The sequence below is a fragment of the Yersinia antarctica genome, assembly GCF_056636475.1.
Map to the genome: position 1 here is coordinate 2,020,950 of NZ_JBSJQF010000001.1, position 25,263 is coordinate 2,046,212.

The following is a 25,263-nucleotide window of genomic DNA, read 5'->3' on the forward strand; positions in this document are numbered from 1 at the left end:
AATATCTTCTCTCAGCCTATTTCTTATGATATATAAATAGTAAATCTCGATTTAAATAATTGACTTTTTTATGTATATCTTAACCAGGAATATGGGTAAAACACGTTAAAACCCGAATGTTAATTGAGTAAATAAAGTTGAATAAACATCAATTATGATTATAGGCTTGCGCTGAATAGTTTTATTTTCTCCGTAGTTGTGATAATCGTAATGCTTTATTCACTAACATTGCACAATAAAAATCTCAATTTTCCATAATATCCAGGGGCCGTGATATGAGAGGTCTGTAAACAGTAAATACCTATGGTGGTCGAAAGCGGAAATCGCTCAAACGTTTGATACTACCTTTCCTGAGAATATTCTTTCGACTTTAGGCTAAACGTCGAGGCGTAATGGCTGTATGACTGCCATGTAGGGTGAGGATCAATGAGTCAAACAATTATTTTTTTGCGTATTAATACGACAATTTATTGTACTTTTTACCCGAGATAAAACAAAAGAGCCGCGCATTAGCGAGACTCTTTTAGTGGTTACTGAAAAATAAAATTGATGGTTCCAGCAACCAGTAGCAGAAATACAGTATATTGTAAGTAGTACGCAGACATTGCTCTCATTTCTTCCTCCTTGCTGTTATGGTCTTTAATCAAGAAATATTTGCGCCATATCTAACTAATTGAAAAATAGTTTATTTTTATTATGGATAACTAAATTAGTGCCCCTATTTAGGGAGTCGGCACCATTTAGGAGCATATCGGGTATATCTCTCCTGGCAGATTTATTGTTTAGGCATTTAGTTTTGATTTGATTAATTATTAACACGACGACTTACTGGTGCTTTGAGAAGTGTAATAACACATGACATTAACTCTTAGAAAAAGGGTTTTTTTTAGTGCGTAGCTCTAATTTATGCATGTACATGGATGAATCGGCGGCGGCGAGTAGTTCATTAATCGGTGTATCTTTCTCTAAATTGCAATTAGCGTACCCCACGCTAAAATCAATATTATAACCACGCAATTCTTGGCTATTGCGTAATTCTAACGCATTCTTAAAGCGGCTTAATATTGCTGGCATATCACTACAACCTGATGCCGTGAGTAATGTGACAAATTCGTCGCCACCCAATCGGGCGACAACATCTGTGTCACGGAAGAAAAACTGTAACTCCTCAGCGAAAGTCACTAATGCCTTATCACCTTCAGCATGACCATAACTGTCATTTATTTCTTTAAAATCATTTAGATCAAAGAAAATCAAAGTGGCAGGAATATTATTATGTGAGCAAAATGTTAATGCATGCTGAGCCAGAATTTCAAAGCCTCGACGGTTGGTTAACTGTGTTAGTTCGTCAATAGTTGCTAATTGAACGGCAGCAATTTCTTGCTCAGCCATTTTCGCTAAGTCACATAAAAGTTGTTGGTCGTATTCATCTAAAGAGCGCGGTTTAAGATCGATAATACAGAGTGTGCCAAGTTTACTGCCATTGGGAACAACCAGCGGACAACCCGCATAAAAACGAATGCCAGGATCGTCGGTAACGAGTGGGTTGTCACTAAAACGAAGGTCGTTAAGGGCATTGGGTACCAAAAGGATATCGTCACCTAAAATCGCATGACCACAAAAAGATATATCCCTGGGGGTTTCGCTGGTTTCCAGTCCGGGATGTGATTTAAACCATTGCCGGTTTACGTCGACGATAGATATAAGCGCTATTGGCACATTAAATAAACGTTTAGCTAAGCGGGTGATACGATCAAAGCGTTCTTCGGGAGAGGTATCGAGAATATTATAAGAGCGTAATGTAGCAATTCTCTTAGCCTCATCTTGAGGTATCGGGGGAGCTTGCATATTCATCGTCTCCTGTTACTTGTCTTATCCACTTAGCGCGAAGTGTCGCTAACAAAGATTAGCAGTAGTGACCAAAGACTACTGCCCCATTCCCGAACGAAACGCAACAAACCATCATGCGTTATGCAGCGAGTAGATACTCTAAAAATACCTCATTCGGTGAGCTGTATTCCAGAGATTTGCGCCCCCGAGTGTTGAGGATGTGCTCCAGTCTCGCAATATCTTCATCGCTGACGCCATTAAAATCGGTTCCTTTCGGATAAAACCGCCGTATCAGACCGTTGGTATGCTCATTCAACCCCCGCTCCCAGGAATGATAAGGCCGGGCAAAGTAAACCTTTGCGCCCGTTACCTGAGTGATGTCCTTATGTTTCGCAAACTCGGGTCCGTTATCTGCCGTCAGGGTTTTAAACTCACAGAAAGTATTCGCCACGATGTCCCTGAACGCTTCCACGACGCTCTCAGCGCACTTATTGGGGAGTTTACGGATAATGACCTGCTTTGTGGCTTTGTCCACGACCGTCAGCAGGAATGACTTCTGGTCTTTGCCAAAAATCGTATCGATTTCAACATGCCCGGGAACCTGTTTGAGTTCAGCCTCAGCAGGCCTGTGCTCAATGCCAACCCTGTCCGGGATGGGCGTGCGTCCGGGCTCACCCGTATCATAGCGATAGCGTTTACCCCGGTGAGGGAGCTGAAGGTAAAGCTTACCGCCAGCCTGTCTGTCCGAACGGATATAGCGGTAGAGGGTATTTTTGCTGACGGCGATATCAAACTGGATTTTCAGTCTCCCACAGATAACCTCAGGGGAGGTATGTACAGCCAGCGCCTGCCGGAGAAAGTCTTGTGTCTGCTGGCCCAGAGGGAAACAGGCATTGTGTGCCGAGGTGGCGCCCCGCCGTTGTCTGGCTAAGGCATCAGCGCGTCTGGAGGAGTAAAGTCCGTTGAAGGCGGGGTCCGTATTACGTCTGAGCTCCCGGCTCAGGGTAGAGCGAGAGACGCCGAGCTCTCTGGCAATGCAGGACTGATTAACGCCTTCAGCTTTTCGTTTTTCGATGTAAAAGCGCTCATGCTGAGTCAAATGTTTTCCCTTCATGCAACAGGGTCTCCGACAGGGTCAATACGGCTATTTTATCCGTACCTGACCGGTGGGTCACTTTGTTGCATTTCGTTTGGGAATTGGCGACTGGGTGTGGCTACAAAACAACATCAAAAATAAATTTAACGCATTGAAAAATAGTTATTTTCTCATCAGTGAGATGACATTTTACAGACGTAAAACTCAATCCAAGAAGCTATTTATCCGTATCACAAATTACCAACTGTGGATCGGGTAGCTTTTATTACCATCAGTCTCAATCCCCAGGCCAAATGATCGCTTGTGCTGCAATTATCGTCTTTTTCTCTGGGTCATAAGCGATTGATTGTGAGCCGTATAATACATAGCCAAGCTTCAATTGATCAGACACTCGGTGACAAAATGATGAATCATCTGGTCCGGTAATCAGCCGGTATATTGGTAATCCATCTGGCGGCACAGTGTTCATATACATCCCCCATTTTGTTGATTAGTCGTGTGTATGCTTTTGTACATTCTCTCTGGCTGCGGCTTTGGCTTCTTCAGCCAACTGTTCAATTTGCTCTTCGGTAAGTTGTTCTGAAGCTTCATGAATTTTAGCCAAACCTTCATTAACTGTTGTTTCTTCGTGATTTTTATTAGACATAATGGATCCCATACAGCGTTGCATTTAATTTATACTATAGGTCATTTAACCCTATTAAGGGGTTTTATAATGAGTTAGTGGTTTTTAGGCTCGCCGAGTCAATATCAAACAGGCGCTGGGGGAGTAAACCTCCCCAAGAGTCACGAGTTGATGCAGGAATTTTTAATAAAAACCATCCCGATTTCTATTCAGGTTTCTTCGCAGAAAGTAAAAATAGCATAGGGCGTTCTTTCTCTTCATCCAATTCAGGATAATCTATAATTTGCTGTGTTGTTGGTCCCCATTCTTCGACATGCGTAATTATAAAACCTTGTTTTATCAAAAAATTAATATAAGTCCCTAATGTCCGATGCTGCTTGATAACGCCTTCTGCCAACCAGTTTGTTATACGTTCCCCTTCCGCCTGATAACTGTTCACCGGCCAGGATTTTTGCCCATTATCGGCAATTAACCAACCAGGTTGCTTTGCTGCGGTAAAGATAGGGTGTTCGGCGGAAAAAACAAAACTGCCCCCAGGAGTTAGTGCTTGATAAATCGTGGCAAACAGTGCTGGCAGTGCTTTTATATAATGCAATGTGAGTGAGCTATAGGCTAATTGGAACAGCTGTGGTGGTAGATGCAAATGTTCCAGGTCTTCCTGACGGTAAATAATGTTTTCGTCAGTGGTCATCTCTTTAGCGTGGTTTAACATTCGCGTTGAAACATCCAGACCTAAAACTTCGCTGGCACCTTGCGAGCGTGCGTAGCGACAAAACCAGCCATAGCCACAACCCAGATCTACAACTTTGCTTCCTGACAGCGACGGCAGCATCTGGCGAATGGCTTCCCATTCTGGCGCGCCAGCCAATCCATCAACTGAACGGGGAAGTTGTGCATACCCTGAAAAAAATGCCTGATTATCATAAATATTCTGAGTCATTTCTCTTCTCCTTTAAATTAACTTTTTACTCCTGAATAAAAAACATCGACAGTTTAGCACTAATGAAAAGATATTGAATATATCAGAGCAGCCGCCAAATGTTATTCCTTTGTTATAAATACAAATGACTGAGATTAGCTAAAGCGATATTGAGATGTAATAACGGATAGTTAAAACTATTTAATATGGAGTGCGGAGTAAATTAATATTATGCGGATTCTGTTATTTATTGAGAAATAGCCTAAACTTTATACAGTACGTGTTGACGGACTTCGTTAACCGTTCGGGAAGGGTCACCTTCTGTTTGGTGTTGCCAAAGACTGATAAAGCGTGAATATACTGCGAGAGCAGGTAGCCACTATGCCAGATTAAGGCACTTTATCCCTGATTAGATGCTTCTCTTGAAGGAGATAGCGATGACTCCCGTACAAATACTGATTATTCTGGTGCTAACACTTTTTGCATTGTACCGCCAGTCGGTCAGCCACGAGGTGTCTTTAGGCCCCGCCCGTTTTAAATGGGCCTGGGTTTACGGGATGGTCGGCCTGGTAGTCGGTGGAACATATATGCCCGCTACGATGACTTCCTGGGTAGTTTTAGGTAGCGGAGTTTTATTTAGTATTGTTGTCGGTGTTTTGCAAGGTCGCCTTATAGAGATTTGGCGTGAACCTGATGGACGTATTTTTTGCAAGGGAACACCACTGACGATAACTTTATTTCTGCTATTGGTTGGTTCTAAATGGATTATAGGGACACTGCAATATCTTTATAATCAACCAACGGAACAAGGCGGGTTTGGTGAAATCCTGATCATGATTGCAGTCATGGCAGCATTTCAGGTCGAGATTGTCAGACGACGTATTCGGGTTTTATACCCGGATAACCCCGTTGATTCATTACCTGAAGGGCAGTAACAACGTTTATTTCAGCTAACAGCCGAGGACTGGCTGCTAGCTGAATATAAAGGACTCATAGACATCTTCGAAAAACGTGATCAGTCGACAATAAAAAGTCTGGCCCCTGAGATTGTAGATGAACGATGTGCTTCGGCGCCATCGGCAACCTGATAACTCATACCTGCCTTCAATATAAAGCTTCGCCCATCGTCCAATTCAGTGCTTAGTTCGCCTTCAAGGCACAGCAATATATGCCCTTTAGAACACCAATGGTCAGCTTTGTATCCAGCGCTGTACTCAACCATACGGACTCTAACACGACCAAAAAGTTGTGTTCGCCAGTAGGCAACCCCTTGCTCCCCCTTATGCTCAGTTGTTTCTATTTCTGACCAATCGGTGATACCGAAGGGGATATCCACTATTTTCATTTAAATTACCTCTTTTTAATGCTGGCCGACCTTACATTAACTCACTATTAAAACGAATACACAGTCTATTACCTTATTGCCAATCCAACTTTTATAAAGTGGGCCATACTGTGAGATATACGGTTAAATGGAGTTATCAAGCCTATGAATAATCCCACAATCTTCCAGTTTTTCCATTGGTACTATCCTGATGGCGGTAAATTATGGCAGGAGGTCTCAGATCAAGCCGCACATATTAGCCAACTTGGAATTAATATCGTTTGGCTTCCCCCCGCATATAAAGGTGCCTCAGGAGGATATTCTGTAGGATATGACACCTATGATTTGTTTGATCTGGGGGAGTTTGATCAGAAGGGGACTCAGTCGACTAAATATGGCGACAAAGAAGGATTACAGAATGCGATTAACCGATTGAAGGAGAATGGCATAAAAGTTCTTTTTGACGTCGTATTCAATCACAAGATGGGGGCGGATGAAAAAGAACAGGTCAGTGTCCGTAAAGTTAATCCTGATAACCGGACTGAAATGGACGATGATATTATCGACGCCCTTGCCTATACCCGTTTTACGTTTTCTGGCCGCAATGAAACTTATTCATCCTTTGTTTGGGATAAACAGTGTTTTACCGGTGTTGATTATATTGAAGAACCCTCAGATGAGGGGGTTTTTAAGATAGTAAACGATTATAGCGATGAGGGATGGAATACAGAGGTTGATGATGAGTTAGGTAATTTTGATTATCTGATGGGGGCGGATATTGATTTCCGTAATCCTGCCGTTATGGATGAGTTAAAATATTGGGGGAAATGGTTACTGGAGTCACTGCCAATTGATGGTTTTAGATTGGATGCAGTAAAACATATCCCGGCATGGTTTTTTAAAGCATGGATAGAATATATACAAAATGAAACAGAACATGATTTACTGATTATTGCGGAGTATTGGTCCCCTGATATCGAAAAATTACAACAATATCTGGCACGGGTAGAAGGCAATGTAATGTTGTTCGACGTTGCTTTACATCACAAGTTTCACGAAGCGTCGAAACAGGGCGAAGATTTTGATTTAACGCAAATATTCAATGGCTCATTAATTGAAGTTGACCCGTCACATACCATTACGTTGGTGGCCAATCACGATACTCAGCCACTTCAGGCCCTGGAAGCACCTGTAGAACCTTGGTTTAAACCTTTGGCTTACGCGTTGATCTTAATACGAGAACAAGGTATTCCCTGTGTTTTTTACCCCGATCTTTTTGGTGCCAATTATGAAGATAACGGTGAAGATGGGGGGACTTATCAGATAGAGATGCCGGTTGTTGCTGAATTGGAGAGGCTAATTCAAGCCAGACAACGCTTCGCTCATGGCGCACAAACCGATTATTTTGATGATAAAAACTGTATTGCTTTTGTTCGTGCTGGTACGGCGGAGGCACCCGGTTGTGTGGTGATTCTTTCGAATGGCGCAGAAAGTGAAAAAACAATCGTCCTTGGTGAAGGTTTTGAAAATAAAGAGTTTGCTGATTACTTAGGTAATCGTCAGGATATTATTACTACAGATGAAGATGGTGGGGCGACATTTCCTGTTAATGGCGGGAGTATTAGCCTTTGGGTACAGAAAGAACTTCTGTAATCCGTATAATGAATATGTTCTTCAGAGAAGATGCCATATCATCTTGAGCTAGGCACTAAGTTGCTATGATTCACACAACTTAGCGCTTAGTCATTATTTCCTTAGCTTAATGATGGCTGATTAATTTGAAAGAAACGGATAATCTGGCGCAACTCCGCGCCTTGCTCCGTTAATGATTGTGCGGCGGCGGCGGCTTGTTCAACCAATGCGGCATTTTGTTGCGTAACTTGATCCATCTGTTCTACAGCGATACCGATCTCTTGAATACCAATGTGTTGCTCGTGTGATGCCGTCGATATCTCGCCAACGATATGAGCAACTTTCCCCACCGAGTCGACTATCTCGCCCATCGCTTGACTGGCATGGTCAGCGCGTTCTGAACCCGCATTAATTTTCTCAACCGTACCAACAATTAATTGCTTTATCTCTTTGGCTGCATTTGCACTTTTCTGTGCCAAAGTGCGTACTTCGCTTGCGACAACGGCAAATCCCTTACCTTCGGTGCCCGCTCGGGCGGCCTCAACTGCAGCATTTAACGCTAATATATTGGTTTGGAAGGCAATGCCTTCAATAACAGCAATAATATCGACGATCTTCCTTGAGCTTTTGGTGATTTCTTGCATACGAAGTAGCATTTCATCAACAATAATTCCGCCTTCTGTGGCGGTTGCTGCTGTATTAACCGCTAACTCACTTGCTTGCCGTGCATTCTCCGCATTCTGACGTACGGTTTGGGTGAGTTCCTGCATATTTGCTGAGGTTTGAATCAGAGAGGATGCTTGTTCCTCGGTACGTTGTGATAAGTCAGCATTACCCTGAGCAATCTGATTCGACGCCACAGAAATTGATTCGCTCCCATGCATGATCTCATTAATCGTTTTCTTCAACTGCCGGTTCATGATATTCAGGGAAGCCAGTAAGCTATTATTATCACCTGGGCGAAGTTTTATTTCAGTGGATAAGTTTCCGGCGGCGATATGGCCCATAATAGCCACAGCATAGGCCGGTTCCCCTCCCAATAAACGAGAAAAGTTGCGGGCAATCATGACAGCAAGCAGTGCAGAAATGAAAACAGCAAAGAGCAATAAAGCGATAAGTACGTTTTTGGCAGTATTAAAGCTTTGTTGACCATCCGTTGCAGCTTGTTCCCCACCTTGAACTTCCAGCACGACTAATTCAGCGAGGTCTTTCATCAACTGTGTGCGATATTTTCTTGATGTATCACCACTAACTTTAGTGGCTTCAGCTAATTGATTATTATTAACCGCATCAATAACGAGACTGTTTGCCTGAGAAAAGTGGTCAAAATCTGACATTATTATCTTGAATAGTTCGGAGTGATTGTAACCTTCGGGTAATTTCAGAAATCTATCTTGCGCGGCACGAAAGTTGTCTACGGCTTGTAATATCTCCAGACGGTGTCCTTCGCGCTCTTTTTCTGTCGATGAGGCGATATACTGAACCTGCTGCAGGCGCAATTCGGCTAAAACGCCTCGCATCTCTAATGCATAGCGAACACCCGGTAACCAACTGTCGCGATAGGCTTCCAGCCTGGCGTTATTACTGCTTAACTGTGATAGTGCCACAGCACCTAGCAATAACATCATAACAATAACAACCGAAAAGCCTGAGAGTAACTTTGTCAAAATGGATAGGTCGGAGAACTTTTTCATGAACATTACGTATATTAAATAAGAGGTGCAATGTATAACGGCAAATAAAATGAATTCTTGATGTAATAAAACTACTTAATTTGATTTTTTAAGCATTTTATTTGAATGTACAAAACACAGGATAATGTTGATTTTTGGAGGGTGTAAATAATTCTGTGTAACTGCCAAGGTTAAATATAATTTTTTAAGCGGTCTTCAAACTCAATCATAAATCGATTCAATGCCGGTTTCCAATCTCTGATCGGCATGGTCCACTTCTTGGACGCATTCTGGATCGCCAAATAGATAACTTTCTTAGCCGAGTCATCGGTTGGGAACAGTTTACGTTTTTTGATCGCTTTGCGGATCACGCTGTTCAGCGATTCAATGGCGTTGGTCGTGTAAATCACTTTCCTGATATCCGTAGGATAGTTGAATAATGTGTTGAGGTTATGCCAGTGCGCCCGCCATGATTTGCTGATCTGTGGGTACTTATCGTCCCAGTGCTCAGCAAATTGGCTCAGGGCTAGCAAGGCTTCTTCTTCGGTGACTGATTGGTATATTTGTTTTAACTCGGCGGTGACGGCCTTGTAGTCCTTCCAGGGCACATATTTGACCGAGTTGCGCACCATGTGAACGATGCAAAGCTGAATTCGAGTCTCAGGGAAGACTGCATTTATGGCATCCGGGAAGCCTTTTAGCCCGTCAACACAAGCAATTAATATATCTTTTACGCCCCGGTTTTGAAGCTCAGTGAGCACGCTAAGCCAGAATTTAGCCCCTTCGTTTTCAGACAGCCATAAGCCTAATAGCTCTTTATGGCCCTCCATATTTACGCCCAGAGCAAGATAAACGGCTTTATTGATCACGTGTTTATCTTGGCGGATTTTAACCACGATGCAGTCCAGATAAACGATCGGGTAAACCGCATCCAGTGGCCGTGACTGCCACTCAACGACTTGTTCAATCACCGCATCAGTGACTTTGGATATGAGGCTTGCAGAAACATCTGCACCGTACATTTCTTTGAAGGTCTCGACAATTTCTCGTGTTGTCATGCCTTGGGCATAGAGAAAAAGGATTTTATCATCCATCGAGGTAAAGCGGGTTTGGTGCTTCTTCACCAGCTGTGGTTCAAAATCCCCTTGTCGGTCACGTGGCGTATCCAGCTCAAACTGGCCCTCTTCAGTGCGCACGGTTTTGCGCGTGACACCATTGCGACTGTTGTCTGAGTTGGACTGCTCATGCTTGCGATAGCCCAAGTGATTATCAAGTTCAGCACTAAGAGCTGCTTCAACCATCACTTTAGTCAGCATAGCTCGCATGTCTGTCAGGTCTTTTTCAGTCTTGATACCTTTTGCCGCTTCGCGTGCAAAGGCTTCTAGGTCTTTTTTATCCATCGTCTGTTCATCCTTCCCGTTAGGGGGCAATGATAAACAGTTACACAGATTTAATTACAGTCTCGATTTTTGAGCTGAATTTATCATGTTTTAGATAAAGTCATAGATGATTTGTCTTATAATTTAGTTATCGCTTTATCTTATGCTATTTAATTGTGGATGTTCAATACGGTTCTTTTTTTAAATTAACTATTTATTAACTTCATTTCTGCTGTTTATGATGTTTTTAGACTGACATTTTATGTTTTCTGCATTCCTTTTTTTCTTGTAAGTGGGTCTTAATGGTTTTTAAGGAGTGTGCTAAGCTCGGACTATCAAAACTTTAGGTGGTTAATCATGGTCTTTGTCATTCTTTGGTTTGCTATTGCAGGATTAAGTGAGTACTTAGTCTGGGGATCTCCACTCTTGGCGGTGTCTCTGGCCTTGCTTTTTGTGGTGCTCGGCGGGTACTGGGTTTACAGAGTCAGAAAAATTCAAGTAAGTGATATACCTTCTGATGAAGTCAGATCAAAATCTATCAGTAATTTGAATCTCACCTTCTCTGTGGCGCTGTTGGCTATTCATGCGCTTGTTTTATTACTATTGCGCTGATAATGGTATGGTTTTCGTTAACTATGCCATTGGTTCCAGGCAGCTATAAGTATCCAGGCGGCGATGGCCCAACATAACACAGCCGCGGTCAATGCGAGTGGTAGGCGTAAATAGTCAATTAAAAAATAAAGCGATATCAAATAGATAAAGTAGGGAATGATAGCCCATAAACCGAATATAATTGTTATGCGCAGTGCTTCGATATTGCGCTCATGGCCAACAATATAGTGTGCGATGAGGGCGAAAGTAGGGAATAACGGGATTAAACCAGCAATATAGTAATTGCGCGTCTTCGATAATAGCCCAATCAATACCACAACTATGGCGCCGATCAGTGCTTTAAGTAACAGTCCCATCGCAATCCCGAAAAATTTAAAAAAGCTGCCAATAGAATATATTTCAATGAAAAACAAAGAAATTCCTATATATGGCAGCGGAGCAAAATAAGACTCTATATCTTGATAAGCTATTGACGATAGCCGTTCTTGATTTGTGCCAGGGTATTGGTGAAAACTTCAGCTTGAGCAGTGTCTTCGATACCGGCAATGGAACGTTCGATATTTAAGATTACTTTCCCAGCATCGGCTTGGCCGATCGCTTTTAGCAATAGAGTCAATGTTGCTTTCAAACATGCAACTTCATTTGCTAAAGTTTCTGGGTCAGCAGAAGTGGTAAAGTCTGGATTACTCATTTTTTTTCCTGAAGTGATAGCTTACCTGTGAACAAAGTGATGTGGGCTAACCCAGTATCGCAGTGAACATTCGCGGCATTATTAAACAGTTATAGCATTATATCATAAACTGATGGTCAGCTTTGATAACATGTGCTTAATCTTTAGTTTGTGGCGCAAAATGTGGTCGAAGGCGAGCAGGGGATAGGTATGTCTGGAAGATGCTTCCTCTGACTATGTAAGTATTATCTTAATTAAGTGAGTTTTGTTCATAAAAATCATACCATTTCTGAATGAGTAATTTTGTGTCAAAAATCACTCATTTTGAGCGTGAATAAGAGATAAACAATAAATAAACAAAACTAAGAATAATTCCTATGCCGCAAAATTAGAACGGAAATAGCCGATCCTGTGTGGTATCAATATGTTGTGCTTTTTCATGTAAAAATAAGTTTCGGGATGTCAGCAATTACTGTTTGCATGAATAGCAGTGTAATGCCAAGAAAACTCTTAAAAAAACTTTTCTTTTTTATCATGTCGTTAATTGATATGTCAGCGATTTTATGTACATAGTCGAAATGATGATAAAAATAATATCTGTCAAACAATATAGATATGAATTTGCAATTATTCTGTATTCATTCTTTGGTCGAAAACAAGTAATATCATTGTCGTAAACAAAGCGTGATTAGGTTACTCCCTTATTTTTGGAGAATTTTCTTTGATTAGCGTTCTTCTTGTTGATGACCACGAACTGGTGCGCGCAGGGATTCGACGCATTCTTGAAGATATCAAGGGTATCAAAGTAGCGGGCGAGATGCAGTGTGGTGAAGATGCGGTAAAATGGTGCCGTAGCCATGTTGTTGATATCGTTTTGATGGATATGAATATGCCCGGTATCGGCGGGTTGGAAGCAACTCGTAAGATTTTGCGTTTTTCTCCAGATACTAAAGTTATCATGCTAACCATCCATACTGAAAATCCGCTGCCCGCAAAAGTCATGCAGGCTGGTGCCGGTGGGTATTTAAGTAAGGGGGCAGCACCTCAGGATGTTGTTACGGCTATCCGTGCGGTTCATTCGGGGCAACGCTACATTGCTTCTGATATTGCGCAGCAGATGGCCTTGGGTCAGTTAGAGCCTCCAGCCGAAACGCCTTTTAGTTGTTTGTCAGAGCGTGAGTTACAAATTATGCTCATGATAACGAAAGGCCAAAAGGTGAACGACATTTCGGAACAACTTCATCTGAGTCCGAAAACGGTGAACAGCTATCGCTACCGGATGTTTAGCAAGCTTAATATAAGTGGTGACGTTGAATTGACCCATCTGGCCATTCGCCACGGTCTGTTTAACGCGGAGACGTTGTCTAATAGTGACTGATTGTTTCGATTCTAAAGAGTTTTTGAAAACTGTCACCAGCCAACCTGGTGTTTACCGTATGTATGATAAGACGGGGACAGTTATTTATGTCGGCAAAGCAAAAGACCTCAAGAAACGTCTGACGAGTTATTTCCGTGCTCAGGTTGCCAGTCGAAAAACAGAGACCTTGGTTAAGAATATTGCTCAAATTGATGTGACCGTGACACATACAGAAACGGAAGCACTGCTGCTTGAGCATAACTATATCAAGCTTTATCAGCCTCGTTACAACGTACTGTTGCGTGATGATAAGTCATATCCTCTTATTTTCTTGAGTGCGGATACTCACCCGCGCTTAGCTATTCATCGCGGTGCTAAGCATGAGAAGGGTGAGTATTTTGGCCCGTTCCCGAACTCTTATGCTGTCCGCGAAACCTTGGCATTATTGCAAAAACTTTTTCCAGTAAGGCAGTGTGAAAACAGTGTCTACCGCAATCGTTCACGGCCTTGTCTGCAATATCAGATTGGCCGTTGTTCAGGCCCTTGTGTTGCAGGTCTTGTGAGCGATGATGAGTACCAACGCCAGGTTGATTATGTGCGTTTGTTCCTCTCGGGCAAAGACCAACAGGTACTGACACAACTGATTTCCCGGATGGAGGAAGCCAGTCAATCGTTGCATTTCGAAGATGCGGCACGTATTCGAGATCAAATACAAGCAGTAAGGCGAGTTACTGAACAGCAGTTCGTTTCGGGCGACAGTGCAGATCTTGATGTTATCGGTGTGGCGTTTGATGCCGGGTTAGCTTGTGTCCATGTGCTATTTATTCGACAAGGGAAAGTGCTGGGAAGCCGGAGTTACTTCCCGAAAGTTCCTGCTGGGACTGAGCTCAGTGAAGTCGTTCAGACCTTTGTTGGGCAGTTTTATTTGCAAGGAAGCCAGGGGCGAACGCTCCCAGGTGAGATCTTGCTGGACTTTACCCTAGAGGAAAAGGATCTGCTGGCTTCCTCTCTTTCTGAGTTGGCCGGAAGAAAAATTCAGATCCAAAGCCGTCCTCGGGGGGATCGAGCGCGTTACCTTAAACTTGCGCGCACAAATGCCTCTACTGCGTTGATTACTCGTTTATCGCAGCAATCAACAATACATCAGCGAATGAAAGAGTTAGCCAAGATTCTTAATCTTGATGAGATCAATCGTATGGAATGTTTTGATATCAGCCATACGATGGGAGAGCAGACTGTCGCGTCTTGTGTCGTATTTGATGCAAATGGTCCTGTACGTTCGGAATATAGACGCTACAATATTAGTGGCATAACGCCCGGTGATGATTATGCGGCGATGTCTCAAGTGCTTAAACGTCGATATGGTAAGTCATTAGATGACAAAAAAATTCCTGATGTTATTTTCATTGACGGAGGGAAAGGCCAACTGTCTCAGGCTTTTGACGTGTTTGCTTCTCTCACCGTTGAGTGGGATAAGCAAAAACCATTATTGGTCGGCGTTGCTAAGGGAAGTGATCGAAAAGCGGGGCTGGAAACATTGTTCCTGGAGGCGCAAGGGGAGGGGTTCTCGTTGCCACCAGATTCACCAGCATTGCATTTGATTCAACATATCCGAGATGACTCGCATAACCATGCTATCACCGGACATAGGCAGCGTCGTGCTAAAGTAAAAAATACCAGTGCATTAGAAACGATAGAGGGAGTTGGCCCTAAACGGCGGCAAATTTTGCTGAAGTATATGGGGGGACTGCAACCTTTACTGAATGCTAGCGTCGAGGAAATTGCAAAAGTGCCGAGTATTTCACAAGCATTGGCAGAAAAAATCTACAATGCATTGAAACACTGAGGCTAATGTTGCACCATACTCATAATATCCACCCCAGCCAGATAGTTATCGTAGCATTATGCAATTGAATATACCGACTTGGCTTACCCTGTTTCGTGTTGTACTCATCCCATTCTTCGTTCTGGCGTTTTATCTGCCATTCGTTTGGGCTCCGATGGTTTGTGCCATCATATTTGTGTTTGCAGCAGCAACCGATTGGTTTGATGGCTTTTTAGCGCGCCGCTGGAAACAAACTACCCGTTTTGGGGCTTTTCTTGACCCTGTGGCGGATAAAGTTATGGTTGCCATCGCATTAGTGTTGGTCGCTGAGCATTATCATGTCTGGTGGATCACTCTACCGGCGGCAACTATGATTGCCCGTGAAATCATCATTTCTTCCCTGCGTGAGTGGATGGCTGAAATCGGTAAGCGCAGCAGTGTTGCGGTGTCATGGATTGGTAAAGTGAAAACCACGGCTCAAATGGGTTCGCTGGTTGGCTTACTTTGGCGCCCAGACCATAATGTTGAGCTCGCCAGCTTTGTTCTTCTCTACATTGCTGCGGTACTGACATTCTGGTCAATGTTTCAATATTTAAACGCCGCCTGGAATGATTTGCTCGAACCTTGATCGAAGCGCCGCAAAAAGCAGCAAACGAACACATTAGTCAGATAATTTTATTGACTCATTGCGTCAGGTAAGTAGAATGCATCGCATCAGACGGCAGCAACGAAATGTCGAAAGATAGCAAAAGAATCAGTAAGTTCTGATGTTGCGGGAATAGCTCAGTTGGTAGAGCACGACCTTGCCAAGGTCGGGGTCGCGAGTTCGAGTCTCGTTTCCCGCTCCAAATTAGTAGGTTGGCTTAAGGCGAACCTCAGCTGTAAAGGCAAAGAAGAATAAGGCGCGTTGGCAGAGTGGCCATGCTACGGATTGCAAATCCGTCTACCTCGGTTCGACTCCGGGACGCGCCTCCAGTTTTCCAGAGCCCGGGTGGTGAAATCGGTAGACACAAGGGATTTAAAATCCCTCGGCTTATGGCTGTGCGGGTTCAAGTCCCGCCCCGGGCACCATGGAAAATATACTAAGTAAAACAAAGTAGTATGAGTATGTCGTTAACCGCCGAGAGGCGGTTTTTTTGTGCCTAAAATCACCTTTCATAATATCTCTTCATAATATTATTTCTGCTTTACTGGTCTCCTACCGCTGGCACTATCGCAATTTTACGATCATATCGTGCTGTTTGAGCTGCATTCTTGTGTCCTGATATCGCCTGTTTGTCACTGAGTGAACCCTCAAGATCAGAAACCCCTTTAGCTTTCAGGTCATGGAAGGTGAAATTAAAATCCAGCTCAGGGTGCGCTTCTTTTGCTGCTTCTTTGGCTTTGCTCCATCGACTATTAAAACCGTCGCGTGTATACCGCAGTCCCGTTCGTTGGCGAATGATGTAGATACTGCTGATACCCGGCTGTAAGGACAGGGACTCAGCCAGCGCGATAGCGTCACGTAATCGCTCCGACCATTCCTTGATTTGTTTTGCCCCTGTCTTACCCTGCCTGATGTATATACCTGACTCTCTGAATTGATCCTTGCGTAATGAAAGCACATCAGCCTGTCTTGCGAGGCACAAGTACGCTACCTGAATTCGTTGGTACCACTTGGGGCGATAGTGGGTTGTATGCCCTAGCTCTTAAGCGTGAGTTGGGGGCGGCTCGATGAGGTTATTAGCTGGCGGCAGAACGCCACCCGGAAGCAATGAAAAAGGATCGGACATTAACGTTATATAAATGGAGTTAATAACTTGTAAATAAAGGCTTGATAGCGTCAGCTTTTAACTGTATAAAAAAACAGGTCATTAATTTATTGTTAAGTACAATACGTTAATAATTAGAAAGATAATTAATTCACAAGGAGTGATTATATGGTAGTTCGCTTATCTGCATTAATTGTTGCTTTGACTGTATCGTTCTCTTCGGTTGCAGCAACTTCACAAGAAGATATCCAAGGAGCTAAGGTAGTGACTATGGCTACCGAAACAATATCCGGCCATCTTAATATTGCAAATGGCCGTAACTGTTTGGATGAGAATACCCAAGGTAAGCCCACCTTGTTAGCCTGTGATAGCGTGGCAAAGGCCAGTTCAGAAAAAAACACCGTCCATTACATCGTGTTGAAAAGTGGGCAGTGTTTGTCAGATGAAGGTGGCTCAACTCCGGTCATGGCAACCTGTGATTATCAGAACACAAAACAACAGTGGAAAGCTCTTCAAGGTGTTGGTTCGGATGTGCGAAATGTGGCGTCAAATAAGTGCCTGACAACTGCAGGGTTGGACAAGTCGGTGACGATGGCTACATGTGCTGGCCTGCCAGCTCAGAATTGGAAATTACCTCAGTAAAGTAGCATTACAGGTGGCATTCCTTGAGTGCCATCGATAATGGTGCGGATATATAAGATTTTCCTTAATTTAATGCCATTACCAATGGAAATAAGAATTATTATTAACAGCGGTTAAACAAACCAACTTATTTGATTGATTAGTGGACTTGATGAATTAATGATTAGGGTGGCTATTGCAGGTTATTAAAAGCAATCGTCGCATCGTCCGTCACTTTAGGCGGCTAATCATGGAGGAAGTTACGATGAAAGATATGTTAAAAGGCTTACTGTTAGTTAGTGTTATGTTGCTATCTGCGGGTGCTATGGCTGAAGAATGTAATCCATCCAGCAAGTGGTGGCCGTATTGTAATGATCCTGCAACGGGGCCTGATGTTGGCACTCCTGAACATGGACACTGTCAAGCTAACGGCGGATGCACTAATAATTAAATAGTTGAAGATTCCCTATATTGGGAGTCACATTTTATGTGTTAAATATTATTATCAAACCGCCTACGGCGGTTTTTTATTGGAGTAAACAAATGACCAAACCAGATTGGGAGGCCATCGAATCGGCGTACCGAGCTGGCTTGATGTCATTGCGTGAAATAGCCTCACAACACAAATGTCTTTGCCAGCGAGGGCGTGAGCGGCTTATCGTTGGCCCACATATGGGCCTCAGCCATGGTGTCAGCCAACATTTGCGTGGTACGGATGTAGTTTTCAAAGGCAAATAGCGGATAATCAGAGCAGGAGCGGGAACCCAAGAGGCGATAGCTATTTTTACGGATCAGGGTGGTAACATTCGTAATGGTGCCGGATTGCTACGCGCGGGGCAGGTGATGGGGGCTGTGTGAGGGATAGCACAAAATAAGGTGGCACTATTACTGATTAAGTAATAGTGCCACTATTTATAGAAACAAATAAGGATGATTACATACTCGGCGCTGCACTTTTGTATTTTGCGTCAGGCGTCGGTTTTGCACCTAATGAACGACGGAACTCGGCAAGAGACATACAGGCACATATATCCCCATTTTTATTGACGCAAGCCACTTGCGCATAATCCGTTACCCCCAGACCACCCGAACTACCAGGATTACCACCTTTTTTAAATGCGATAAATGCTTCGACATAAATAATAAAAGCTCTTATGCCTTTACCATTTTTGATGACCTCATCTAGGGAGACTCCGGTTCTACCAGAGAAATAGGTTTGTGCCCATAGTGAAAATTCACCTGTGTAGAGCATGCCGCCATAAATCAGGAAATGATGACCATCAATTGCGGATAGAGCGCTTTGAGCCTGTTGATAATTAATAAACTTTGTTTTTTCGGATTCTAAGTCGGCCTTACTTCTTTTAAATTCAATTAATACCCATTTATTGCCCTGAGTAAATATATTGTCACCGGCTTTCTCGTGATTGCCATCTAATGGGGCTATAGCAGCTGTGTTACTCAAATATTTAGCCACGAAATAGTATTCAACGGTTTTTTCCCACCATATCATGGTGCCAGCGGTTTTATCTTGCCCGAACATTACAGCTCCTATTGCTGTTATCTGGATGATAAATATAACTATACATCTATTTTGGCAGCGTGTATTAACGGTATTTCTTGTGAGCTATTCTATGACAAGTGGCCAAGTGGAAACGATATAACCTTGATTCACCGCTTCAATCAAAAGCCACTGCGGTAGTTCGGGTAATTCAATCAGCGGCCAGTTTTCCGCTGTCGGCCATGCGCCGAGGCCGACGGCGGCGGGAAGTCATCAGAGAAAATGCCACGCAGCACAAAGGCTGTATCCAGTTCGTCACCGAGGGACAATATCAACACCTACTCACCCTCGGACGGTGCTCACCATGATCGCGATTGACCGGCGCGCAGCGTCAGCCAGTTTAACTAGCCGGTGGTATTGTCTCCTGTCGCCACGCGGCGTAGGACTTGGTCGAGATCGACCGCGGCCACTGTACCAATACGGATCAGGTTGTGCAGCAGGCGCAGAATTTCAGTGATTTGGATTTGAGTTTGCATGGGGGAAGCATGCTATCGGAGATGGTCTTCTTCAATCTGATAGGGTTGTAAGAGCTATAGCACAACAAATTTTGAAATAACTTGCTAATCACTAAATTGATAGTAATTTATTATCGATAAATTTTCAGTATCACATTTTTTATAGCTATCTTTATTTCTGGGACAATATAATAGAAGAAAATGAATTCTTTAGTCATGGGGATGTATGGGTTACAAATGCTTGTTTACGGTAAGCGGTGCCACTTATGCAATGAATGGCGTTACATCAGTTAAAAAATTATAGACAAAGTACTCAAAGGTAGGCTCGGTTATTTTAGCTATTATTGGCGCTCTAGTTACATTTAACACTGGTGGTGAGGTTAGGATTATTGGAATATTAATTTTATTAACTGATGTTTTTTGGTTTAGAAAAATAAAACTAAAATATGTTGTCGTAAGAAAATACGATATTTTGCCATGACAACTCTGCAATAGTATTCACACTTGTTCAGTGGTGGCAATATATTAAAAAACATTTCACTAATGATGTAATAAAGCCTCAAATATTGTTATTGTCAATAAGATAGTGATTAATTTGACTAAATCGGATATTCCCATTGCCTTTAAATCATGAAACGTGAAATCAAAATCCAATTCAGGAAATGTCTTTGCGGCCAGTAATTTTGCATTGCGCCACCGACTATTGAAACCATCTCTTGTGTAGCCATGCCCTGACTTTTGCTGCAGTACATAAATACTGCTCACTCTTAGCGCTATTTCTATTTCATCGGCAATCTTGATGGCCTGCTGTAATCTTTCTGTCCATGCCTTGATCTGTTTCTTGCCTAGAAATGGATCCGGCAATAATGAAGTCAGAAATTTATGATAAAAGTGTCGGTGAGGCCGCAAAAAGTGCATTAGTGTGATAAGAATTGTTTGTGCAGTAGTGCCTAGCCAGCCAAATAAACCTCGCTTCGGTGGGGTTTTGTCGTTTTTGAACTTGGATTGGTGGGCTGAATAATCTGAAAAGTAACCTTGTTGATGGCGTGCTTATAAATTGATGCGTAGAATTCGCTCTGTAACCGCCACTAGCTCAGCTGGATAGAGCCGATAACCATAGTTGTTGTAGGTGCGAGGTTCGAGACCTCGGTGGCGGGCCAAATTTCAGCCCTTAGCTTAACGGTAGGGGCTTTGCCATTTTGTGAGTCATGCCCACTATAAAGTTGGTCATGTTTACTGTTTGTTTATAATTACAATGTAAATTATACGGTGCTGTGATAGTTACCTTGGTGCAAGGATTGCATTATCATTGGTACGGTTACAGGGTCAGCTATCACAGCACCAAATTTAAAGCCTCAGCTAATCGCTGGGGCTTTGTCATTTCTGGAGCTTGATAATGGATAAAAATAACCCCTCGATGTTCTGATATTTCGTCAATGAAGTAGTTTCAGATAACTTGATTAATAATGTTGTATAAAAAAACACCATTTATAAGAATGAGTGTTAGGACGTTATCTGAAAAAACCTACTAGAGAATATGATGAAAGCAAATATCGGTGGCTAGTTTGAGATTTGTGTTGCAGGCATGTATCGGGCACAAAAATTCTATGAAGCGGTCTTTAACACTAAACTAGAGAAACTGGGCGATGGTGAGACGGAGTATTTAATGTTTCCTTATAAAGAGGGGACTGAAGGGATTAGTGGGGCATTGGTAAAATGAAGGGTGTTACACCAGGGCCAGTGGCACGGTAATTTACCTGATATGTGATGATTGCTCGGTGGAAGAAGGTAGAGGAAGTGATTGTCCGGTTTTCAATACAAAAGGCCGCCACTAGCATCTAATTACTTGTAGACATGATGTTTCGTGGCGGAAGCAAGACCTAATCCATAACCTTTTACAGGGTCTCATAGCTTGCTTACAGGTTGACAGACATGAAAGCGCTGTGGATTTGGCACTAAAATGATTGATCAAAAAGTGATCAGTTACAATTGATTTGAAATGACATGCATCACATAACGACAAGTTTGCTCGCTAACCCGCTTATTGATATAACGAGGCCCACACAAGGTATGAGGAAGCAAGTAATATATGCAGAATACTTATTTTAACGTTGGTTTTTCAATGGCTGTTTGGGTGCATAGAAGGATTTCAACCTTCTCTTTAGCACTGCAAGCTGGGGGAGGTTAAATCAGAGCCCCATTCCCGAACGAAACGCAACAAACCATCATGCGTTATGCAGCGAGTAGATACTCTAAAAATACCTCATTCGGTGAGCTGTATTCCAGAGATTTGCGCCCCCGAGTGTTGAGGATGTGCTCCAGTCTCGCAATATCTTCATCGCTGACGCCATTAAAATCGGTTCCTTTCGGATAAAACCGCCGTATCAGACCGTTGGTATGCTCATTCAACCCCCGCTCCCAGGAATGATAAGGCCGGGCAAAGTAAACCTTTGCGCCCGTTACCTGAGTGATGTCCTTATGTTTCGCAAACTCGGGTCCGTTATCTGCCGTCAGGGTTTTAAACTCGCAGAAAGTATTCGCCACGATGTCCCTGAACGCTTCCACGACGCTCTCAGCGCACTTATTGGGGAGTTTACGGATAATGACCTGCTTTGTGGCTTTGTCCACGACCGTCAGCAGGAATGACTTCTGGTCTTTGCCAAAAATCGTATCGATTTCAACATGCCCGGGAACCTGTTTGAGTTCAGCCTCAGCAGGCCTGTGCTCAATGCCAACCCTGTCCGGGATGGGCGTGCGTCCGGGCTCACCCGTATCATAGCGATAGCGTTTACCCCGGTGAGGGAGCTGAAGGTAAAGCTTACCGCCAGCCTGTCTGTCCGAACGGATATAGCGGTAGAGGGTATTTTTGCTGACGGCGATATCAAACTGGATTTTCAGTCTCCCAGAGATAACCTCAGGGGAGGTATGTACAGCCAGCGCCTGCCGGAGAAAGTCTTGTGTCTGCTGGCCCAGAGGGACACAGGCATTGTGTGCCGAGGTGGCGCCCCGCCGTTGTCTGGCTAAGGCATCAGCGCGTCTGGAGGAGTAAAGTCCGTTGAAAGCGGGGTCCGTATTACGCCTGAGCTCCCGGCTCAGGGTAGAGCGAGAGACATCCAGTTCTCTGGCAATGCAGGACTGATTAACGCCTTCAGCTTTTCGTTTTTCGATGTAAAAGCGCTCATGCTGAGTCAAATGTTTTCCCTTCATGCAACAGGGTCTCCGACAGGGTCAATACGGCTATTTTATCCGTACCTGACCGGTGGGTCACTTTGTTGCATTTCGTTTGGGAATTGGCGAGAGGATCATCATTTAATAATCATCCTCAACGTCTTTAGCTGCCGAGCGAAAAATGAGCCAGACTATCACCGCGATGATCACAACAATACCGGCTATTATCAACGTTATCTTCAATTCCAAAATTGCCTTATTCAAAGTGTTATTAATACTCATCGCGGTTGAGTAACTAATAAAATAGCGTATAACGCTCGACATTGCTGGATTGAGCGCTTTCTCCGATCAATTAAGTTATGTGATAGCGCTGGCAGGGATGCTAGCAGATATTAAAAGCATAATCGATATGCAACATAGTAATTAGGAGTATTGTTTAGTGGCGATGGTGAGTGTCAAATTTAATGCACGAAAACAGTGCATATCATCAGTAGATAGCCATTCTGATTAAATAGAAACCTTTATTTTATAAATTATTTGCCATGATAGACAGCTTCAATATTGTAACCATCTGGATCAAGAACAAATGCAGCATAATAGTTTTCATGATAATGAGGACGGTAGCCAGGCTCTCCATTCGATATTGCACCAGCTTCCATGGCAGCATTATAGAATTGATTGACCTCATTTTTGCTTGCAGCACGGAAAGCGATATGGCTTCTTGGGGTATAAGGTTTACCTTCCATTACCCAAAAGTCACCGCCGGGATCATCCCCATTGGCTGAAATTTTTACACCAAAACCACAGGCATCACCAAGGTTTAGACGTATCTCGTAATTGAGAGGTGCAAGCGCTGCACTGTAAAAATCTTTACTTATTAATATATTAGTAGCGTTAATCCCCGTATGGTCTATCACTATTTATCCCTTCTATTAAATGTCAGCCATTAATCTCATTCGAGTATAGCTCACACAGAACATCTTATAATTTGATGCTAATCTCAATCCTTATTAAGACATTGCATTACTTGCAGCCACGCTGTTTCTGTTTCTTTTCCCAGTTGTTGGAATACCTGTCGTAGCAGTTGCATTTGTGTCTCTGTTAATTGAGATTCAAGCTTTTTACCGGCGGGGGAGAGAGATAACTGCCGCACTCTTTGATCATATTCGGCGGTGGTAACCGTGATTAGCTCCATTTTAACTAATTGTTTTAATGGTGCATTAAGCGCTTGTTTGCTGATTTTCAGAATTCCCAGCAAGGCATTGATGGCGATATCAGGATTGTGTCCGACAAAGTACAGGATGCGGTGGTGAACCCGACCTAATCCTCGCTGAGCCAGTAATTTATCCGGTAGTTCAGTAAATGTCCGATAACCAAAATAGAACTGTTCGATGGCTTGATGCAGTCGTTGGTCTTCCTGTTGCGGGACGTTTTTGGAGGTTGCCATCGGATTTTTATCACAAATTAAAAAATAATTAGGTCAATACTATTGACGTAATCAGCCGTCCATTTTACTGTCCATAAAGGTCAAATATGTTGACCTTTATGGAAGGACTGCCATGAATAAGACTGTAGTGGATCAGAATAATCGATTTTCCTCACGGCTGCACGATCTTCACCCCTCGCCTATACGGGAAATACTCTCTGTTATTGAACGGCCTGGGATGATCTCATTTGCTGGCGGCTTGCCTGCGGTTGAAAGTTTCCCGCACTTGCACCTGGAAGGAATGCCGCAATCGATGTTGCAATACGGGGCCAGTGAAGGGGAAACAGAATTGCGCAGGCATATTGCGCAGAATTTATGTAGGCGCGGTTTATCTTGCACTGAGGAGCAGGTCCTGATTATTTCAGGCTCGCAACAAGGAATTGATCTGGTCGCTAAATTATTTATTGATGCAGGAACACCTGTCGCTGTTGAGTCGCCCACTTATTTGGCGGCATTGCAGGTATTTCGGTTCTTCGGGGCACAATTTGTGGCTTATGATTCGGCACAACCTGATATTGATAAACTCAAAACAGAAAAGCCTGCTTTTGCCTACAGCATCCCAACTTTTCAGAATCCAAGTGGTCACTGTCTTGATAGTACGCAGCGGGCCACATTAGCAAAGGCGTGTGATGACCTTATGTTGCCGCTGTTTGAAGATGATCCCTATCATGACCTGGTCTATGATCCGTGTGAGCGAAAGCCGGTATGTGCCTTATTACAGCACGCACCGTGGATTTATCAGGGGTCCTTTTCTAAAAGTTTATCCCCGGCATTGCGGTTAGGCTATCTGGTTGCTTCGTCAGAGTTAATTCCTTATCTGACACGGCTAAAGCAGGCGGCTGATCTACACAGTAGCCGAATCAGCCAATGGCTGGTATTGCAACAGCTAGGTGCCGCCAACCATGCTGAACATATGGACCAACTGGCCACATATTATAAGAGTCGTCGTGATGCATTTGAGATCTCTTTACAACGCCATTTTGGTTCTCTTGCCACTTGGGAGAAACCTGCCGGTGGGTTATTCTTCTGGCTCACACTTAATCATTGTATTGATACTCGTAAACTATTGCCTAAAGCACTCGAAAAAAATATTGCATTTATGCCGGGCGAATCGTTCCTGCCATATCCGTCAGAGGGCTGTGGCCAGTTACGACTTAACTTCAGTCATGCAACAGAAGAACAAGCTGATATTGGTTTACAGACGTTAGCTGCTTTGGTGAGAGAAGATTGTTAATATTCTAAAATAGCTTACAAATAGAATGGCGAGAGCCGCAATAATAGA

At 43.3% G+C, this 25,263-nt stretch carries 25 protein-coding genes, 4 tRNA genes and 4 pseudogenes; 14 read left to right on the plus strand and 19 right to left on the minus strand.

Annotation, left to right across the window (positions count from 1 at the left end; translation table 11 throughout):
* Positions 1-861: 861 nt before the first annotated feature.
* The 5 genes from ACWJJO_RS09325 to ACWJJO_RS09345 all read right to left on the minus strand — a co-directional run bounded on the left by ACWJJO_RS09325 (position 862) and on the right by ACWJJO_RS09345 (position 4,491).
* Complete coding sequence (locus ACWJJO_RS09325; protein ID WP_102970429.1) at positions 862-1,854, minus strand: sensor domain-containing diguanylate cyclase; 993 nt, start codon at positions 1,852-1,854, stop codon at positions 862-864.
* A gap of 115 nt (positions 1,855-1,969) precedes the next feature.
* Positions 1,970-2,944, minus strand: coding sequence for an IS30 family transposase (locus ACWJJO_RS09330; RefSeq protein ID WP_481090511.1), 975 nt, complete (start codon positions 2,942-2,944; stop codon positions 1,970-1,972).
* A gap of 259 nt (positions 2,945-3,203) precedes the next feature.
* A complete protein-coding gene (locus ACWJJO_RS09335; RefSeq protein WP_481090947.1) occupies positions 3,204-3,395 on the minus strand; it encodes a DUF1737 domain-containing protein in 192 nt (63 codons plus the stop codon).
* A 21-nt stretch (positions 3,396-3,416) separates the two neighbouring features.
* Complete coding sequence (locus ACWJJO_RS09340; protein ID WP_372569050.1) at positions 3,417-3,584, minus strand: hypothetical protein; 168 nt, start codon at positions 3,582-3,584, stop codon at positions 3,417-3,419.
* 172 nt (positions 3,585-3,756) lie between these two features.
* A complete protein-coding gene (locus ACWJJO_RS09345) occupies positions 3,757-4,491 on the minus strand; it encodes a class I SAM-dependent methyltransferase (protein WP_083159120.1) in 735 nt (244 codons plus the stop codon).
* Between the two features lie 416 nt (positions 4,492-4,907).
* Between ACWJJO_RS09345 and ACWJJO_RS09350 the strand changes: the two genes are divergently transcribed.
* Complete coding sequence (locus tag ACWJJO_RS09350) at positions 4,908-5,405, plus strand: hypothetical protein (protein ID WP_083159119.1); 498 nt, start codon at positions 4,908-4,910, stop codon at positions 5,403-5,405.
* Between the two features lie 80 nt (positions 5,406-5,485).
* On the opposite strand, the gene ACWJJO_RS09355 is transcribed toward ACWJJO_RS09350, so the two are convergent.
* Positions 5,486-5,815: a DHCW motif cupin fold protein gene (locus tag ACWJJO_RS09355; protein ID WP_083159118.1), complete on the minus strand. Its 330-nt coding sequence runs from the start codon at positions 5,813-5,815 to the stop codon at positions 5,486-5,488.
* A 144-nt stretch (positions 5,816-5,959) separates the two neighbouring features.
* Between ACWJJO_RS09355 and amyA the strand changes: the two genes are divergently transcribed.
* Entirely contained in the window at positions 5,960-7,447 is a 1,488-nt protein-coding gene (gene amyA, locus ACWJJO_RS09360; RefSeq protein ID WP_083159117.1) for an alpha-amylase, read from the plus strand.
* Between the two features lie 101 nt (positions 7,448-7,548).
* On the opposite strand, the gene ACWJJO_RS09365 is transcribed toward amyA, so the two are convergent.
* The gene (locus ACWJJO_RS09365; protein WP_083159116.1) at positions 7,549-9,120 is read right to left on the minus strand and encodes a methyl-accepting chemotaxis protein; all 1,572 of its coding nucleotides are present in this window, start codon (positions 9,118-9,120) and stop codon (positions 7,549-7,551) included.
* Between the two features lie 170 nt (positions 9,121-9,290).
* Positions 9,291-10,499: an IS256 family transposase gene (locus tag ACWJJO_RS09370; protein ID WP_481090948.1), complete on the minus strand. Its 1,209-nt coding sequence runs from the start codon at positions 10,497-10,499 to the stop codon at positions 9,291-9,293.
* 336 nt (positions 10,500-10,835) lie between these two features.
* Between ACWJJO_RS09370 and ACWJJO_RS09375 the strand changes: the two genes are divergently transcribed.
* Positions 10,836-11,090 (plus strand): hypothetical protein, encoded by a 255-nt coding sequence (locus ACWJJO_RS09375; protein ID WP_083159115.1) that lies wholly within the window; start codon positions 10,836-10,838, stop codon positions 11,088-11,090.
* A gap of 17 nt (positions 11,091-11,107) precedes the next feature.
* Here ACWJJO_RS09375 and ACWJJO_RS09380 read toward each other — a convergent pair whose 3' ends face one another.
* Positions 11,108-11,446 (minus strand): GlpM family protein, encoded by a 339-nt coding sequence (locus ACWJJO_RS09380; RefSeq protein ID WP_083163697.1) that lies wholly within the window; start codon positions 11,444-11,446, stop codon positions 11,108-11,110.
* 110 nt (positions 11,447-11,556) lie between these two features.
* A complete protein-coding gene (locus ACWJJO_RS09385) occupies positions 11,557-11,781 on the minus strand; it encodes a DUF2594 family protein (RefSeq protein WP_083159114.1) in 225 nt (74 codons plus the stop codon).
* A 700-nt stretch (positions 11,782-12,481) separates the two neighbouring features.
* Between ACWJJO_RS09385 and uvrY the strand changes: the two genes are divergently transcribed.
* The 6 genes from uvrY to ACWJJO_RS09415 all read left to right on the plus strand — a co-directional run bounded on the left by uvrY (position 12,482) and on the right by ACWJJO_RS09415 (position 16,013).
* Positions 12,482-13,138 (plus strand): UvrY/SirA/GacA family response regulator transcription factor, encoded by a 657-nt coding sequence (gene uvrY / locus ACWJJO_RS09390; RefSeq protein ID WP_083159113.1) that lies wholly within the window; start codon positions 12,482-12,484, stop codon positions 13,136-13,138.
* Positions 13,131-14,963: an excinuclease ABC subunit UvrC gene (uvrC, locus tag ACWJJO_RS09395; protein WP_481090949.1), complete on the plus strand. Its 1,833-nt coding sequence runs from the start codon at positions 13,131-13,133 to the stop codon at positions 14,961-14,963. Before uvrY ends, uvrC begins: the two co-directional genes overlap by 8 nt.
* A gap of 58 nt (positions 14,964-15,021) precedes the next feature.
* Positions 15,022-15,570, plus strand: coding sequence for a CDP-diacylglycerol--glycerol-3-phosphate 3-phosphatidyltransferase (gene pgsA / locus ACWJJO_RS09400; RefSeq protein WP_083159111.1), 549 nt, complete (start codon positions 15,022-15,024; stop codon positions 15,568-15,570).
* Between the two features lie 144 nt (positions 15,571-15,714).
* Positions 15,715-15,790, plus strand: a tRNA-Gly gene (locus ACWJJO_RS09405).
* A 53-nt stretch (positions 15,791-15,843) separates the two neighbouring features.
* Positions 15,844-15,917 (plus strand) — tRNA-Cys (locus ACWJJO_RS09410).
* 10 nt (positions 15,918-15,927) lie between these two features.
* A tRNA-Leu gene (locus tag ACWJJO_RS09415) sits at positions 15,928-16,013 on the plus strand.
* A gap of 116 nt (positions 16,014-16,129) precedes the next feature.
* On the opposite strand, the pseudogene ACWJJO_RS09420 reads toward ACWJJO_RS09415, so the two are convergent.
* Positions 16,130-16,585, minus strand: a pseudogene (locus tag ACWJJO_RS09420) (tyrosine-type recombinase/integrase); the annotation flags it as partial.
* Positions 16,586-16,861: 276 nt separating this feature from the next.
* Between ACWJJO_RS09420 and ACWJJO_RS09425 the strand changes: the two are divergent.
* Together ACWJJO_RS09425 and ACWJJO_RS09430 are read left to right on the plus strand one after the other, a co-directional pair.
* Positions 16,862-17,335: a ricin-type beta-trefoil lectin domain protein gene (locus ACWJJO_RS09425; RefSeq protein WP_083159110.1), complete on the plus strand. Its 474-nt coding sequence runs from the start codon at positions 16,862-16,864 to the stop codon at positions 17,333-17,335.
* A 244-nt stretch (positions 17,336-17,579) separates the two neighbouring features.
* Complete coding sequence (locus ACWJJO_RS09430; protein WP_083159109.1) at positions 17,580-17,765, plus strand: hypothetical protein; 186 nt, start codon at positions 17,580-17,582, stop codon at positions 17,763-17,765.
* Positions 17,766-17,935: 170 nt separating this feature from the next.
* Here ACWJJO_RS09430 and ACWJJO_RS09435 read toward each other — a convergent pair.
* The 4 genes and pseudogenes from ACWJJO_RS09435 to ACWJJO_RS09450 form a co-directional block, all read right to left on the minus strand.
* Positions 17,936-18,121, minus strand: a pseudogene (locus ACWJJO_RS09435) (phage tail protein); the annotation flags it as partial.
* Between the two features lie 127 nt (positions 18,122-18,248).
* Entirely contained in the window at positions 18,249-18,854 is a 606-nt protein-coding gene (locus tag ACWJJO_RS09440) for a hypothetical protein (RefSeq protein ID WP_481090950.1), read from the minus strand.
* Between the two features lie 84 nt (positions 18,855-18,938).
* Positions 18,939-19,058: pseudogene (locus ACWJJO_RS09445) on the minus strand (phage tail protein); the annotation flags it as partial.
* Positions 19,052-19,282, minus strand: a pseudogene (locus ACWJJO_RS09450) (phage baseplate assembly protein V); the annotation flags it as partial. The pseudogenes ACWJJO_RS09445 and ACWJJO_RS09450, both read right to left, overlap by 7 nt.
* Between ACWJJO_RS09450 and ACWJJO_RS09455 the strand changes: the two are divergent.
* Positions 19,259-19,399: a hypothetical protein gene (locus tag ACWJJO_RS09455; RefSeq protein WP_481091617.1), complete on the plus strand. Its 141-nt coding sequence runs from the start codon at positions 19,259-19,261 to the stop codon at positions 19,397-19,399. The pseudogene ACWJJO_RS09450 and the gene ACWJJO_RS09455 overlap by 24 nt on opposite strands.
* 468 nt (positions 19,400-19,867) lie before the next feature.
* On the opposite strand, the gene ACWJJO_RS09460 is transcribed toward ACWJJO_RS09455, so the two are convergent.
* Positions 19,868-20,191: a site-specific integrase gene (locus ACWJJO_RS09460; RefSeq protein WP_193784672.1), complete on the minus strand. Its 324-nt coding sequence runs from the start codon at positions 20,189-20,191 to the stop codon at positions 19,868-19,870.
* Positions 20,192-20,409: 218 nt separating this feature from the next.
* Between ACWJJO_RS09460 and ACWJJO_RS09465 the strand changes: the two genes are divergently transcribed.
* Positions 20,410-20,487, plus strand: a tRNA-OTHER gene (locus tag ACWJJO_RS09465).
* 1,072 nt (positions 20,488-21,559) lie between these two features.
* Here ACWJJO_RS09465 and ACWJJO_RS09470 read toward each other — a convergent pair.
* The 3 genes from ACWJJO_RS09470 to ACWJJO_RS09480 form a co-directional block, all read right to left on the minus strand.
* A complete protein-coding gene (locus tag ACWJJO_RS09470) occupies positions 21,560-22,534 on the minus strand; it encodes an IS30 family transposase (RefSeq protein ID WP_481090918.1) in 975 nt (324 codons plus the stop codon).
* Positions 22,535-23,028: 494 nt separating this feature from the next.
* A complete protein-coding gene (locus tag ACWJJO_RS09475) occupies positions 23,029-23,412 on the minus strand; it encodes a VOC family protein (protein ID WP_442847894.1) in 384 nt (127 codons plus the stop codon).
* A gap of 83 nt (positions 23,413-23,495) precedes the next feature.
* Positions 23,496-23,942, minus strand: a complete 447-nt coding sequence (locus ACWJJO_RS09480) for a MarR family winged helix-turn-helix transcriptional regulator (RefSeq protein ID WP_083159106.1) — start codon at positions 23,940-23,942, stop codon at positions 23,496-23,498.
* Positions 23,943-24,054: 112 nt separating this feature from the next.
* Between ACWJJO_RS09480 and ACWJJO_RS09485 the strand changes: the two genes are divergently transcribed.
* Positions 24,055-25,215, plus strand: a complete 1,161-nt coding sequence (locus ACWJJO_RS09485; RefSeq protein ID WP_083159105.1) for an aminotransferase-like domain-containing protein — start codon at positions 24,055-24,057, stop codon at positions 25,213-25,215.
* The last annotated feature ends 48 nt before the right edge of the window (positions 25,216-25,263 follow it).